This window comes from Arthrobacter agilis, from assembly GCF_002953615.1.
Lineage (GTDB): Bacteria > Actinomycetota > Actinomycetes > Actinomycetales > Micrococcaceae > Arthrobacter_D > Arthrobacter_D agilis_B.
Map to the genome: position 1 here is coordinate 1251635 of NZ_CP024915.1, position 14559 is coordinate 1266193.

The following is a 14559-nucleotide window of genomic DNA, read 5'->3' on the forward strand; positions in this document are numbered from 1 at the left end:
ACTCCCCCGAGGGTCTCGCCCTCCTTGTGCGCGGCGTCGACCTCGGCCACCATCGCGTCCGAGGTGTCCCGGTGGAAGCACCGCAGCGGGTCGGTGTCGAGCGCGATGACGTCGTTCGGACCGGGCAGGGGCGCGTCCTCGGGGACGGACACGGAGGCGATGGACACCGTGTGGCTGACCAGCCGGATGCCGAGGCCCTCGAGGAACTTCGCGGCCACCGTGCCGAGGGCCACGCGCGTGGCGGTCTCGCGGGCACTCGCGCGCTCGAGGACGGGGCGGGCCTCGTCGAAACCGTACTTCTGCATGCCCGTGAAGTCCGCGTGCCCCGGCCGGGGCCGGGTGAGGGGTGCGTTGCGTGCCGAGGCGGCGAGTTCGGCGGCGTCCTCCTCGCCGAGCGGATCCGCGGACATGATCTTCTCCCACTTGGGCCACTCGGTGTTGGCGACCTCGATGGCCACGGGTCCGCCCTGCGTGAGGCCGTGGCGCACGCCGCCGAGGATGCGGACGGAGTCCTGCTCGAACTTCATGCGGGCTCCGCGCCCGTAGCCGAGGCGGCGGCGGGCCAGTGCTTCCTGGATGTCGGTACTCGTGATGCCCACTCCCGCGGGCATGCCCTCGATGATCCCGACCACGGCGGGGCCGTGCGATTCTCCTGCCGTCAACCAACGCAACATGGTTTCCATACTGCCATGCAGCACTGCAGCCTTCAGTGCCGGGGGGCGCCCACTGCGTCACACATCACGTTTAAGACCGTCGCGCTGTCCTGCCCGATGTCCGGGAAGAACAGGCGGACCTGTTCGACCGCCTGGTGGAGCAGCATGTCGAGGCCGGGCACGATCGTGCCGCCGGCGCGCTGCCAGTCCGCTGCGAGGGCGCTGGGCCATGGGTCGTAGGCGACGTCGAGCAGCGTCCCGTCCGTGCGGAAACCGTCCCGGAAGGGGCAGAGCGCATCCGCTGCGCGGGGCGGGAGCGTGGAGATGACGACGTCCGACTCCGCCAGCGCCCGTCCTGCCCCGCCCCAGGGCTCGACCGTGACGCCGATGCCGAGCGCGGTCCCGATCGTCGCGAGCCCGGTGGCCGCCTCCGGCCGGCGCACGAGCACCGTGACCTCGGTGGCACCGAGCCGGGCGAGCCCCGCGACGGCCGCGGCAGCGGTGCCACCTCCCCCGAGCACGGCGGCCCGCTCGGGCCGCCGGACGCCGGCGGCGGCCAGGGCGTTCGCCACTCCCGCGACGTCGGTGTTGTGTCCGGTGAGGACCCGGTCCGCGCCGTGCCCTTCGACGACGACGGTGTTGACCACCCCGAGCACCGACGCCGGGTCCGTGGTGTGGTCGACGAGCCGGGCCATGCCGCCCTTCAGCGGCATGGTGACGGACAGTCCGCGCCAGCCGTCGGAGCGTCGCACTCCGGCGACGAAGTCGGTGAGGTCCGCTTCAGCGACCTCGACGGCGGTGTAGGAGCAGTCGATCCCCAGGGCCCGGTACGCCGCCGCGTGGAGCAGCGGTGACTTGGAGTGGCCGATGGGGGAACCGACGACGGCGGCTCGGAGACGCGGAGGCGCCCCCGGTGCCCCCGGTGCCGTCCAGGGCACCTACTCGCACCGTCCGGCGTTGTCGGCGCACCAGGCGTCGTACTCGGCGACGTAGCGCAGGTGCTCCGCGTAGGTCTCGGAGAACTTGGTCTCGGCCGTGTCGAGGTTCACCGTCACCCAGAAGTAGAACGGCACGTCCGCCGGATTGACCGTCGCGTCGATGGCCTCGTCGCTCGGGGAGCCGATGGGACCCTTCGGCAGGCCGGGGTTCGCGAAGGTGTTGTACGGGTTGGACGTGTCCGCCTTCTCCTCGGGCGTCAGCTGGTAGGTCCGCTTGCCCAGCCCGTAGGCCACGGTGGCGTCGGACTGCAGGAGGCCGTTGGTCTCGGTGTTGCCGGGCGTGAGGCGGTTGTTGATCGAGCCGGCCACGGTCGCGTAGTCGCCCTCGCCGGCCTCGGCCTGCACGATGCTCGCGATGGTGAGGATCTCGTACTGCTTGTTCGGATCGGTGACGCCGTCCTGCGCCAGGCGGTCCGTCGTGGCCTTGACCATCTCGGCGATGATGTCGGTGGCGCCGGCCTCGACGTCGAAGCGGTACTCCCCCGGGTGCAGGTAGCCCTCGAGCGAGAGTGCCTGCGGCGGGAGGCCGAACTGCGTCGGTGCGGCCGCGAGTGCCTCGAACTCGGCGCGCGGGATACCCGTCGATTCGGTGAGGATGTCGAAGACCTCGTTCTGCCGGAGGTCCCGCGCGACGGCGGCGTAGGACACGAGGGACGGGTCGGCGCCCAGCAGCGCCTCCGCGGCATCCGAGGAGGACATCTGCAGGCGCATCTCGTATTCGCCCGGCTGGACCTCGCGGCCCTCCGCGATTGCCGAGAGCGCCGTGACGAAGGTCGCCGAGTCGGCGACGATGTCGGCGGTCTCGAGGCCCTCGCCGATCGCGAGGGCACCGGCCCCCGAGGGGACCGTGAACACGGTCTCCTCGCCGCCGGGCCCTGCGTAGTCGGTGACGTCGTCGAGTCCGAGGAAGTCGCGCAGCATCATCGCGGCGCCGTAGACCGTGCCCGCGAACAGCATGAGGACGACGAGCATGACGACGGTGCGGCGCAGGCGCCGTCGCTGCCGCATCTTGGACGACTGCGGCCGGCGGTCGGGCCGCGGGTCGTCCTGCGCGGCGAAGAACTCCTCGACGGGCTCGGGGTGGGCGTACCCCTCGTCCCCGGCGTGGGTCCCGGGGCCGTGTCGGCCGTCGGAGTCGCGGGAGGCGGGAGACTGGCCGGTACGGTTACTCATGACTCCGGTTCCCTCGTGCTCGACGAACTGTCCTTGATAACTGGCTCCTCAGTAGGGGTCGGCGGGAGGCCCTGAGCGACCTCTGCCTCACGCACAGGAACCGGATCCCCCACGTCCCGTCCACGTGAACGTTGCATGTCGATGGCGTGCTGGAGAATTTCGACAGCAGCCACCTGATCCACCACTTTACGATGCTCGCGGCTGCTCAGACCAGCCGCGTGGAGCGAACGGTGGGCCGATACCGTGCTCAGCCGTTCATCGACCAAGCGTACCGGCACCGGGTGGGACTGGCGGATCAGTTCCTCTGCCACCAGGCCGGCATAGGTCCGGGCCATGTCGGCGGACGCGCCCTCCCGGCCGCTGAGGTTCTTCGGAAGTCCCACGACGATCTGGACGACGTCGCGTTCCACGGCTTCCCGGACGAGGATCCGGACGTCGCTGTTCTTGCGCGCGTCGCGCTTCAGCGTCCGGATGGGGGTGGCCAGCAGGCCGTCCCGGTCGCAGCCGGCGAGCCCCACGCGGACCTGCCCGACATCCACCCCGAGCTTCGGACCGCGGGGATAGGGAGCGGCGTCCGGGTTCCCGGTCGCCGCTCCCGCGCCGTCGTCCGTCATGGGAGGCGTCAGCGTTCCGCTACAGCCGTGCGGATGGCGGAGAGTGCGTCGGGGATGCGCGAGGCGTCCGAACCGCCGCCCTGCGCGACGTCGTCCTTGCCGCCGCCGCCGCCGCCGAGGATCTTCGCCGCCGTGCGGACCAGTGCTCCGGCCTTCACACCGGCGGTCCGCGCCGCCTCGTTGGTCGCGACGAGCACGAGCGGTCGGTCCTGCGAGACGCCGGTCGCGGCGACCACGGCCGGCTCGGATCCCAGGCGTCCGCGCAGGTCGAGCACGAGCGTCCGCAGTTCGTCCGCGCCGCCGATCTCGCCGGCGTCGTGCGCGACGAGGCGCACGCCGTCGACGTCGACGGCCGTGTCGACGAGCGATCCCGCGGCCGCGGCGAGCTGTTCCTTGCGGAGCCGGTCGAGTTCCTTCTCCGCGGCCTTGAGCTTGTTCAGGGTGGCGGAGAGGCGCTCGGGCAGCTGGGCGGACGGCACCTTCAGCATGTCGGAGAGCTCGGAGACGAGGGCCCGCTCGGCGGCGAGGTGCCGGAACGCGTCGAGCCCGACGAGGGCCTCCACGCGCCGGTTACCCGATCCGACGGACTGCTCGCCGAGGAGCGTCAGGCTGCCGATGAGCGACGTGGACGCCACGTGCGTGCCGCCGCACAGCTCGCGGGAGAACTCGGCGTTCATCTCGACCACGCGGACGGTGTCGCCGTACGCCTCACCGAAGAGGGCCGTCGCGCCGAGGGCCTTGGCGTCCGCGAGGGACATGATCTTCGTCTCGACCTCGTAGTTGTTGCGGATCGCGATGTTGGAGACCTCCTCGATCTCCGAGCGGGCCGCGGCGCTGATGCCCTCGCCCCAGGAGAAGTCGAAGCGCAGGTATCCGGCCTTGTTGAAGGACCCGCGCTGGAGCGCCTCGGGACCGAGGATCTCGTGCAGGGCGGCGTGGACGATGTGCGTCCCCGAGTGGGCCTGCTCCCCTGCGTGGCGGCGCTGGCGGTCGACGGCAGCCGTCACCGTTGCACCCTGGGCGACCTCGCCCTCCCGCACGACGGCGCGGTGCACGCTGAGGCCCTTGACGGGCCGCTGGACGTCGAGGACCTCGACGACGAAGCCGTCCCCAGTGATCAGGCCGACATCTGCCGCCTGGCCGCCCGCCTCCGCGTAGAACGGGGTCTGGTCGAGGACGAGCTCGATCTCGTCGCCCTGGAGCGCACTCGGGACCGACGCGCCCTTGTCGAGCACGCCGATGATCGTCGCCTCGGACGTCAGCTCGTCGTAGCCGGTGAAGATCGTCTGGCCGCGTCCGAGGAGTTCGTTGAAGACCGAGAGGTCGGCGTGGCCGGCCTTCTTCCCGCGGGCATCCGCCTGGGCGCGCCGGCGCTGCTCGAGCATGAGCGAGCGGAAGCCGTCGGCGTCCACGGCCAGTCCCGCCTCCTCCGCCATCTCGAGGGTCAGGTCGATCGGGAAACCGTAGGTGTCGTGGAGCGTGAAGGCATCCTGGCCGGACAGGGGACGTTCCTCGGCGAGCGACTCCCGGACGGCTTCCTCGAGCCGGGCCGTACCCGAGGCGATGGTGCGCAGGAATGCCTTCTCCTCCGCGTACGCGATCCGGCTGATGCGTTCGAAGTCCTTCTCGACCTCCGGGTAGACGCCCTTCATGGCATCGCGTGATGCCGGCAGCAGCTCCGGCAGGCACGCCTTCTCGACCCCGAGGAGGCGCATGGCACGCACGGCGCGGCGGATGAGGCGGCGCAGCACGTAGCCGCGGCCCTCGTTGGAGGGGGTGACGCCGTCGGCGATGAGCATGAGCGAGGACCGGATGTGGTCGGCGACCACGCGCATGCGGACGTCGTCGGTGTGGTGCGGGTCCTCGGGCGACTCGGCGCTCGTGTAGGCCTTGCCGCTGAGAGCCGCGGCCCGGTCGAGGACGGGCCGGACCTGGTCCGTCTCGTACATGTTCTCGACGCCCTGCAGGATCATGGCGAGGCGCTCGAGGCCGAGGCCCGTGTCGATGTTCTTCTTCGGGAGCTCGCCGAGGATCTCGAAGTCGTCCTTGCCGGTGCCCTCGCCGCGCTGGTACTGCATGAACACGAGGTTCCAGATCTCCACGTACCGGGTGTCGTCGGCTTCAGGGCCGCCGTCCACTCCGTACGCGGGTCCGCGGTCGTAGAAGATCTCGGAGCAGGGACCGGCCGGGCCGGGCTGCCCGGTGGACCAGTAGTTGTCCTTCTTGCCCATCTTCTGGATGCGCTCGACCGGGACGCCGATGCTGTCACGCCAGATCTCCAGGGCTTCCTCGTCCTCGTGGTAGACCGTGATCCAGAGCCTGGACGCCGGCAGACCGAAGCCGCCGTCGGCCACGTCGCTGGTCAGGAGCTGCCAGGCGAGGCGGATGGCGTCGGGCTTGAAGTAGTCGCCGAAGGAGAAGTTGCCGCACATCTGGAAGAACGTGCCGTGGCGGGCGGTCTTGCCGACCTCCTCGATGTCACCCGTGCGGATGCACTTCTGCACGCTGGTGGCCCGGCTGTACGGCGCCACCTCGCGGGCCGTCAGGTACGGGATGAAGGGCACCATCCCGGCGACCGTGAAGAGCAGCGACGGATCGGAGGAGATCAGTGACGCCGAGGGCACGACCGTGTGCCCGTTCTTCTCGAAGTAGCTCAGCCAGCGACTGGCGATCTCGTGGGACTTCATGGGGCAATCCTTCAGTGGTTGGTCGGGACGCGGTGGACCGGTCGGGGCGCCGGGGCGACCGGACGCGGCGCGGCATGGCGTGCCGCCGGCGCGACGTCCTGGCGCGGGACGCGTTCCCCGCGGGGCCGTCGGTCGGGCTGTGGGGCTGCGCGGTGCTAGCCGAGGGCGCGGCGCGGCGCGGGGAGCGTCCCGCCGGACGCCTCGGCGCCGGGAGCGGCCGGCTCCTGGACGCCGAGTGCGGCGCGCAGGTCGGTCTCGCGCTCCGACATGGCCGAACGCAGGGCGTCGGCGAAGTCGGCGATGCTGTCGCTGATCTGCCCGACGGCGCGGTTCAGCCCCTCGGGGCCGAGGGTGGACTTCGCCTGCGACACCTTGCGCACGGCGACGACGCCGATCGTGATGCCGGCTGCCAGCCAGAAGGCTCTTCGAATCATCGTTCTCTCCGGTTCTTTGGTGGGCTAGCGGCTGCGACGGCGTCGTGCAGGCGCCTTGCGGCCCGCGAGGGCCGAGCGGACGCCGTAGGAGAACGCCGACACCTTGATGAGCGGGGAGCCGATGGTGGCGGCGACCAGCGACGACAGGGCGGAGATGTTGGCCGACGCGTCGGAGACGTTGGAAGTGATGCCGTCGACGGTCTTGAGCTGCTGGTGGGTGGTGCTCACGGTGCTCGTGACCTCCTCGATCAGCGGCGTCGTCTCGTCGGTGACGGTACGGATCGCCTTGCGCAGTTCGTCGAACACCCGCCCGAGCTTCCAGATCGGCACGGCCAGCAGCAGCACCAGGACGGCGAACACGCCTGCAGCTATCAGGCCCGCAATATCTCCACCTGACATGGGCGGTCTCCTTCTACACAGGGGTGCACCGCCTCCGGGGCGGGCGTGGGAATTCTTGCTCTTAGTACCTTACAGAACGAAGAGCCCGCGGCGTGTGCCGCGGGCTCTTGGTCCACACTTCGTCCTGCGCCGGCGGAGACGACCGTCAGCGGAGGGGATCAGCGTGCGTAGTACTCGACGACGAGCTGCTCTTCGCAGGTCACGGGGACCTCGGAGCGCTTGGGGCGACGCACGAGGCGTGCCTGGAGCTTGTCGAGCTGGACGTCCAGGTAGCCGGGGACGGCGGGGAGGACGTCGCGGTGCGCACCAGCGGCAGCAACCTGGAGCGGGACCATGGTCTCGCTGCGGCTGTGGACGTGGATGAGCTGGCCTTCGGCCACGCGGAACGACGGGCGGTCCACGCGGGCGCCGTCGACCATGATGTGGCGGTGCACGATGAGCTGGCGGGCCTGGGCGCTGGTCCGGGCGAAACCGGCACGCAGCACGAGGGCGTCGAGACGCATCTCGAGCAGCTCGATCAGGTTCTCACCGGTCAGGCCTGCGGTGCGGCGGGCTTCCTCGAAGATGCGGGCCATCTGCGCTTCGCGGATGTTGTACTGGGCGCGCAGGCGCTGCTTCTCACGCAGACGTACGGCGTAGTCGCTGTCCTGCTTGCGACGCGCACGGCCGTGCTGGCCCGGCGCGTACGGCCGACGCTCGAGGTACTTCTCTGCCTTGGGGGTCAGGGCGATGCCGAGGGCCCGCGAGATGCGGACCTTCCGGCGGGCACGTGTGTTGTTAGCCACGTCTACCTTTCGATTTTTTGCGGCGAAGAAACGGACCGGCGCCACGGGGGCGTCCGCACTTCCTGGTGTCGCTGGCCTCCACTTGCGGAGAGCCGGGATTGGCCGCTTCCCGGTACTACAGTCCGCCGCGACCCTGGCCGCCACCCCGCGCGGCGCAGCAGGAGACCTGCTGGTGAGCATGGGAGAGGAGGCTGGTACACGACGACTTGCCAGTCAGCGTCCCATCCTACCAGCGAGGCAGGGCGGGGCCGAATCAGGCGGACCGGGACCGACTCCTACCCCCTCGACCTCCCGGCCGGGAGGAGGACCTCGTCCTCCTCCCTCTCCGACGCGACACGCAGCATGGACGAGGAGCTCCGCCGCGACGGCGACCGGCCGACGGGCACGGGGAACTGAAGGATGACCGCGGTCGTCCGTGCGCCCTATCTCCCCCGGATGATGCGGCGCAGTCTGGACAGCCTCGAGGCGATGTCCCGTTCGGCCCCGCGATCGGTCGGCTGGTAGTAGTCCCGCCCCACGAGATCGTCCGGCGCGTACTGCTGCAGGGCGATGCCGTGCGGCTCGTCGTGCGAGTAGACGTAGCCCTTGCCGTGGCCGAGCTGGCTCGCGCCCGGATAGTGTGCGTCCCGCAGATGAGCGGGAATGCCCTGCCCGCGGCCCGCCCTGACGTCCGCGATGGCGGCATTGATCCCGTTGTAGGCCGCATTCGATTTCGGGGCCGTGGCGATGTGCACCACCGCCTCGGCCAGGATGATCCGCGCCTCCGGCATGCCCACGAGCTGCACCGCCTGCGCCGCCGCGACGGCAGTCTGCAATGCCGTCGGATCGGCCATCCCGACGTCCTCGGACGCCGAGATCATCAGGCGCCGGGCGATGAACCGCGGGTCCTCCCCCGCTTCGAGCATCTTCGCGACGTAGTGGAGGGCAGCATCGACGTCGGAGCCCCGGAGCGACTTGATGAACGCGCTCGCCACGTCGTAGTGCTGGTCCCCCGCGCGGTCGTAGCGGAGCGCAGCGACGTCCACGGCTTTCTCGGCGTGGGCGAGCGTCACGAGGACCGGGAGTGGCTCCTCCCCGTCCTCGCTGTCGTCCTGGTCCGCACGCGACGTCGACGCGGGTGCGTGGCCTGCGGGCGCCGTCCCGTCGCCGGTGCCGGACAGTGCGACGCCGGCAGCCGCCTCGAGCGCCGTCAGTCCCCGCCGCGCGTCGCCGGCCGCGAGGCGGACGAGGTGCTCGAGCGCCTCCTCGGACACCTCGACGGTGCCGGCCAGACCGCGCTCGTCGTCGACGGCGCGCTGCAGGAGGCCGCGGATGTCCGACTCGTCGAGCGGCCTCAGGGTCTGCAGCAGCGAGCGGGACAGCAGCGGCGACACCACCGAGAAGGACGGGTTCTCGGTGGTCGCGGCGATCAGCACCACCCACCCGTTCTCGACGCCGGGCAGGAGGGCATCCTGCTGGGCCTTGTTGAACCGGTGGATCTCGTCGAGGAACAACACGGTGGTCTGCCGGTACAGGTCCCGGGAGGTCAGGGCGTCGTCCATGACCCGCCGTACGTCCTTGACGCCGGCCGTGATGGCCGAGAGTTCGACGAACGTGCGGCCCTGGCCCCGCGCGATGACGTGGGCGAGCGTCGTCTTCCCGGTACCGGGCGGGCCCCACAGGATCACCGACGACGGCGCTGCGTGCGCTCCCGGATCGTGCTCGCCGGCGAGCGTGCGCAGCGGCGAGCCGGAGCCGAGCAGATGCTGCTGCCCGACCACCTCGTCCAGCGAGCGCGGACGCATCCGGACGGCGAGGGGGCTCCGCGGGCGCACTGTGCCCGGCGCGCGCGGTCCGTCGGACGGCGCGTCGTCCGCCTCGTCATCCGCAGCCGCGCTGAATAGATCATTCACAGCGTCAACGTTACTGTGGGCCACTGACGCAGGCGGCACGAGAGGCGGAGCATGTCCACCACCCGATCGGTCCTCGTCGAGCCCCATCGGCTCGCGGGCTGGCTGTTCCGCTTCGAGGCACGCAACGGTCCCTACACCGCCCTCCGGGCCCCGGCGTCCCCGAGCGCCGGTGGCACGGTCGCCGGCGTCAGGATCGTCGCCCGCAACGGCTGCTCGGCCGTGCTCGCCCCGCCGCTTCCCGGTGGCCCTGCCCCGGCAACCGCGCCAGGAGCCACGCCGGCCGGCGCCGGCCGGTCCGCCGCCTCCGCCGCGGAGGTCCTGCCGGATCTGCTCTCGGACCTCGTGCACGGTGTCGCCCCCGACCTCACGGTCGGGCTCCTCCTGATCAGGCGCGGCGGGTACTCCGTCGGCGTCGCCAGATCGGGCCAGGTGCTGTCGTCCAAGACCGGCACGCGGTACGTCCAGGGCAGGACGGCGGCGGGCGGCTGGTCCCAGCAGCGCTTCGCGCGACGCCGGGCGAACCAGGCGGACGCCCTGGTGGAGGAGACCGCCGCACGCGCGGCAGCACTGTACAGGGCCGATCCGCCGTCGTGCCTCCAGCTCGGCGGCGACAGGGCGCTGGCGGAATCGACCCTCGCCGAGCCCGTGCTGGCTGCCTTCGCCGGGCTCCCACAGGTCCCCTTCGTCACGGTCCCGGATCCCCGGTTCGCGGTGCTGAAGGACGCCGCGAGGACCGCGCTGGCCGTGCGGATCACGGTGACCGATCCGCCGGACCCGAAGGCCTGACGGAGCGGACCGGACCGCGGGACCCGGCTGCACCGGGGGTGCGTGCCACCGTCGTCCCCGCAGTCCCCGGACAGGGGTCTAGCTCTCCTGACCGGCCGCCGAACGCAGGGCGGCGATCGCGGTCGAGGCGTCGTCCGCCCCGTAGACGGACGAGCCGGCGACGAACACGGTGGCCCCGGCATCGGCTGCGCGGAGGATGGTCTCCTCGGTGATGCCGCCGTCCACCTGGATGACCAGGGGCAGGCCCGCACCCCGGACGGCGTCCGCGGCACGGCGGATCTTGGGCAGCGTGAGATCGAGGAAGGACTGTCCCCCGAATCCCGGCTCCACCGTCATGACGAGCAGCATGTCGAGCTCGGCGAGCATGTCGAGGTAGGGCTCCACCGGCGTCGCGGGCCGGAGTGCCATGCCCGCCTTCGATCCTGCGCCGCGGAGTTCGCGCGCGAGCTTGACCGGGGCGGCTGCCGCCTCCGCATGGAAGGTCACCGACGCGGCTCCCGCCTCCGCGTACTGCGGGGCCCAGCGGTCGGCATCCTCGATCATCAGGTGGACGTCCAGCGGCAGCGGGCTGACCTCCTGGATGCGCCGCACGATCGGGAGTCCGAGCGTCAGGTTGGGGACGAAGTGGTTGTCCATGACGTCCACGTGCACCGCATCGGCCGAGGCGATGCGCTGCAGCTCCGCCTCAAGGTTGACGAAGTCCGCGGCCAGGATGCTCGGGTTGATCCGGAGGGAGGTCACAGCGGTTCCTTTCGTTGCCCTGCTCGGGTTTCGGACGGTCGACGGCGTCCGCGGGGGACTCCGTCCATCCTCACAGAGTCCTGCGGATGAGCGCGAGGTACATCGCATCGGTGCCGTGCACGTGCGGCCACAGCTGCGCACTCGAGCCGTGTCCGGCGTCGAGGGCTCCGCCGACGCTGACGGCATCCAGGGCGGCTCCCGCATCGAGGCGCTCGAAGCCGGTCCGTCTCCTCAGGGAGTCGTCGACGACGGCCTCGGTCTCCGCGTGGTGCGGTGAGCAGGTCACGTACGCCACCACTCCCCCGGGCGCGACGGCGTCGAGGGCCGAGGCCAGCAGCTCGCGCTGGAGCGGCGCGAGTGACACCAGATCCGACGGCTGCCGGCGCCACCGGGACTCGGGGCGGCGCCGGAGCGCGCCGAGTCCCGTGCAGGGGGCGTCGACGAGCACGCGGTCGTAGCTCTCCGGCTGTTCCCGCCCGACGTCGCGCCCGTCCCCCACGCGGACCGTCCACGAGTCCGCGGGCAGGGGCCGCAGCGCCTGCCGGACGAGCTGGGCGCGGTGCGGCACCGGCTCGTTCGCGGTGAGGTGGACACCGCGGTCCTGCCCGATCGCCGAGAGCAGTGCCGTCTTGCCGCCGGGGCCGGCGCAGAGGTCCAGCCATTGCTCGGGACCGTCCGACCGGCGGTCGCCGAGGTCGACGGCGGCCAGCGCCCGGGCCACGAGTTGCGAACCGGAATCCTGTACGCGGATGGTGCCCGTGGACACCCCGGGGAGGCGGCTGACGTCGCCGCCCGAATAGTAGGCCGACCCGGGAGCGAGGCGTCCGGGTTCCGCGCCCTCGGCGAGGGCGTCGTCGAGCGTGGCGAGGCCCGGCAATGCCACGAGGTGCACCACCGGCGCTGCATTGTCGGCCGCCAGGAGTGCGTCGATCTCGGCGACGTCGCGGCCGTGGGCCACGAGCGCCTGGCGCAGGGCCCGGACGATCCACTCGGGGTGGCTGTGGCGCAGCGCCGCGATCGCGGTCGCGTCCGTCATGCCGTCGACGAGCTCGGCGATCCAGCCCTCGAGGTCGTGCGCGGTCACCTTGCGCAGCACCGCGTTGACCAGCGACGAGGGCCCGGCACCGATCACGGCGCGCACCAGTCCGACGGTCTGGTCCAGCGCGGCGTGCGCCGGGACGCGCATCGCCAGGAGCTGGTGGACCCCGATGCGCAGCGCGTCGAGCACGGCGGGATCGAGTTGACCGAGCGGCCGGTCGACGCAGCGGGCCAGGACGGCGTCGTACGTCCCCTGGCCCCGCAGCGCGCCGTAGGTCAGCTCGGTGGCGAACCCGGCGTCCCGGCGGTCCAGTGCGTGCTTGCGGATGCTCGCCGGCAGGACGAGGTTCGCGTAGGCGTCCTCGGCGGCCACGGCGCGGAGGACCTCGAACGCCACGAGTCGAGCGGGATCGGCGCGGCGGGTGCGCTGCGAGGGCGCGGCCGAGGAGAACTGGCGGTCCCCGCCGCGGTTGCGCTCCCGGCCCTGCTCGTTGCGGCGGCGCGCGCCGCCCTGCCCCCGGCCGGCCTGGTTGCCCGATCCGCCGGTGCCGCCGGATCGCCGGGACGGGCCGTTCCCTCCGGATCCGCTGTTCGTTCCTCCGGTACCGCTCACTCGAACACCAGCTCTCCGCGCGTCGCGCCTCGTGCCCAGTCGAGGGCCTTCATCATCTTCTTCCCCGCCGGCTGGACGCTGCCGAGGACCACTGGTTCCGTGCCTGTCCCTACCCGGACCTCCCGACCCACGACCTGCAGCGCGCCGGGAGCGGGTGGGCCCCCGGCTTCCGGCTGCCCGGTCACCCCGCCGGGGTCTCCCGGGGCGGGGTCCCCCGCGGCGGGCGAGACGGGACCGAGTTTCACGCGCTGCCCCTCGAGCGTCGTCCACGCGCCGGGCTCGGGGGTGACGGCATTGATGCGGCGCCGGACGGCGACGGCGGGTTCCGACCAGTCGATGCGGGCGTCGTCGATCCCCAGTTTCGGAGCGAAGCTCGGTTCGCCCGACTGCGGCGCGGCCTCGACCCGTCCGGATGCGATGCCGGAGAGGGTCTGCACGAGCAGCACGGCACCGCTGTGCGAGAGGCGCTCGAGGACCTCACCGCTCGTGGCCTGCGGTTCGAGCGTCTCGGTCATCACGCCGAAGACGGGACCGGTGTCGAGTCCCTCCTCGAGGCGGAACGTCGTGGCACCGGCGACGTCGTCCCCCGCGAGGACCGCGTGCTGGACGGGTGCGGCACCCCGCCATGCCGGCAGGACCGAGAAGTGCAGGTTGATCCAGCCGTGCTTCGGCACGGCGAGTCCGGCCGGCGGGACGATGCCGCCGTAGGCGACGATCGCGGCGGCGTCGAGGTCGAGCGAGGAGAGCTGCTCGAGCAGCTCCGGAGTGAATAGGTTCCCCTTGAGCACCGGCAGCCCGAGCTCACCCGCGGCAGCTGCGACGGGGCTGGGGGTCAGGACCTTCTTGCGGCCCAGCGGCGCGTCGATGCGTGTGAGCACGGCGGCGACGTCGAACCCCGCGTCGACGAGCGCCCGCAGGGAGGGGACGGCGACCTCGGGCGTTCCTGCGAAGAGGATCCTCATCGGGTGGTCCGGCCGAAGGTCCCTGCGCGGCCCGGGGTCGATGCCGCGCCGGGGGTGAAGCTCGAACCGAGCGACCGGGACCGCTCGGCGGCCGTGCGGGACGTGACGCTGTTGTAGTCGGCGCTGCGGATCGCCCGAAGGGCATTCCGTCGGTCCTCGCCCTCGAGCCGGTCGATGTAGAGGGTCCCGCGCAGGTGGTCCGTCTCGTGCTGCAACGCCCGGGCCAGCATGCCGGTCCCCTCCACGGTGATCTCCTTGCCGGTCAGGTCCTGTCCGGTGACGCGGGCCCGGTCCGTCCTGTCCACGAAGCTTCCGAGCCCCGGGACGGACAGGCAGCCTTCGACGTCGGACTCCCCCTGGGAGGGTCCCGTGAGCTCGAGGACCGGATTCACCACGTGGCCCTCCGCGCCGTCGACGCGGTAGGTGAACACCTGCAGCCCGATCCCCACCTGCGGCGCGGCGAGCCCTGCCCCCTGCACGTCGATCATCGTCTCGGTCATGTCCTCGATCAGCCGGGCGAGGTCGGGACCGAAGTCGGTGACCTCTGCTGCCGGTGTGCGGAGGATCGGATCGCCGATCATGCGGATACTCAGGACGGCCATCGGTGTTCGGTTCCTCGCTTCGCGGAGTGCGCGCAGGGCGCGGGATCATCGGCACCGCGGCACTCGTGCTCGCCGCGGCTCCCGTCAATCCTAGTGCCGGGGCGCCCGGGCGCGCGGACTTCGGCCCGGTCGGCCCCTCAGGCGGGAAGCGCGGGCTCGGCGGGGGCCGTCCTCGTGGGGGG

General features: G+C 71.8%; 14 protein-coding genes. 1 reads left to right on the plus strand and 13 read right to left on the minus strand.

All coding sequences use genetic code 11. The features are described 5' to 3' along the window. From aroC to CVO76_RS06025, 9 genes are all read right to left on the minus strand, one after another. Positions 1-674, minus strand: a 674-nt coding sequence (aroC, locus tag CVO76_RS05985) for a chorismate synthase (protein ID WP_244186236.1), incomplete at its 3' end; no start/stop codon positions are given. Positions 675-706: 32 nt separating this feature from the next. Further along, positions 707-1591, minus strand: coding sequence for a shikimate dehydrogenase (locus CVO76_RS05990; RefSeq protein WP_208741216.1), 885 nt, complete (start codon positions 1589-1591; stop codon positions 707-709). Further along, positions 1592-2824: an endolytic transglycosylase MltG gene (mltG, locus tag CVO76_RS05995; RefSeq protein WP_133080595.1), complete on the minus strand. Its 1233-nt coding sequence runs from the start codon at positions 2822-2824 to the stop codon at positions 1592-1594. After that, positions 2821-3438 (minus strand): Holliday junction resolvase RuvX, encoded by a 618-nt coding sequence (gene ruvX, locus CVO76_RS06000; RefSeq protein WP_208741218.1) that lies wholly within the window; start codon positions 3436-3438, stop codon positions 2821-2823. Before ruvX ends, mltG begins: the two co-directional genes overlap by 4 nt. 8 nt (positions 3439-3446) lie before the next feature. Further along, positions 3447-6125 carry an alanine--tRNA ligase gene (gene alaS, locus CVO76_RS06005; protein WP_208741220.1) on the minus strand — a complete coding sequence of 893 codons (2679 nt, stop codon included), beginning with the start codon at positions 6123-6125 and terminating at the stop codon, positions 3447-3449. Positions 6126-6280: 155 nt separating this feature from the next. Beyond that, a complete protein-coding gene (locus CVO76_RS06010; RefSeq protein ID WP_133080598.1) occupies positions 6281-6559 on the minus strand; it encodes a DUF6167 family protein in 279 nt (92 codons plus the stop codon). Positions 6560-6583: 24 nt separating this feature from the next. Then, complete coding sequence (locus CVO76_RS06015; protein ID WP_208741222.1) at positions 6584-6958, minus strand: DUF948 domain-containing protein; 375 nt, start codon at positions 6956-6958, stop codon at positions 6584-6586. 158 nt (positions 6959-7116) lie between these two features. Continuing rightward, a complete protein-coding gene (rpsD, locus tag CVO76_RS06020) occupies positions 7117-7743 on the minus strand; it encodes a 30S ribosomal protein S4 (protein ID WP_055771608.1) in 627 nt (208 codons plus the stop codon). A 422-nt stretch (positions 7744-8165) separates the two neighbouring features. Next, complete coding sequence (locus CVO76_RS06025; RefSeq protein ID WP_133080600.1) at positions 8166-9635, minus strand: replication-associated recombination protein A; 1470 nt, start codon at positions 9633-9635, stop codon at positions 8166-8168. Between the two features lie 51 nt (positions 9636-9686). Between CVO76_RS06025 and CVO76_RS06030 the strand changes: the two genes are divergently transcribed. Then, on the plus strand, positions 9687-10421 hold the full coding sequence (locus CVO76_RS06030; protein WP_208741224.1) for an acVLRF1 family peptidyl-tRNA hydrolase: 735 nt from the start codon (positions 9687-9689) through the stop codon (positions 10419-10421). A 78-nt stretch (positions 10422-10499) separates the two neighbouring features. Here the strand turns inward: CVO76_RS06030 and rpe are convergent, their stop codons facing one another. The 4 genes from rpe to def all read right to left on the minus strand — a co-directional run bounded on the left by rpe (position 10500) and on the right by def (position 14377). Further along, positions 10500-11162 carry a ribulose-phosphate 3-epimerase gene (gene rpe, locus CVO76_RS06035; RefSeq protein WP_133080602.1) on the minus strand — a complete coding sequence of 221 codons (663 nt, stop codon included), beginning with the start codon at positions 11160-11162 and terminating at the stop codon, positions 10500-10502. 70 nt (positions 11163-11232) lie between these two features. Beyond that, positions 11233-12813 (minus strand): RsmB/NOP family class I SAM-dependent RNA methyltransferase, encoded by a 1581-nt coding sequence (locus tag CVO76_RS06040; RefSeq protein ID WP_244186238.1) that lies wholly within the window; start codon positions 12811-12813, stop codon positions 11233-11235. Then, positions 12810-13775 carry a methionyl-tRNA formyltransferase gene (locus tag CVO76_RS06045; protein WP_208741226.1) on the minus strand — a complete coding sequence of 322 codons (966 nt, stop codon included), beginning with the start codon at positions 13773-13775 and terminating at the stop codon, positions 12810-12812. Before CVO76_RS06045 ends, CVO76_RS06040 begins: the two co-directional genes overlap by 4 nt. Continuing rightward, positions 13772-14377 (minus strand): peptide deformylase, encoded by a 606-nt coding sequence (gene def, locus CVO76_RS06050; protein WP_133080605.1) that lies wholly within the window; start codon positions 14375-14377, stop codon positions 13772-13774. The genes CVO76_RS06045 and def overlap by 4 nt, the downstream gene beginning before the upstream one ends. Between the last annotated feature and the right edge of the window lie 182 nt (positions 14378-14559).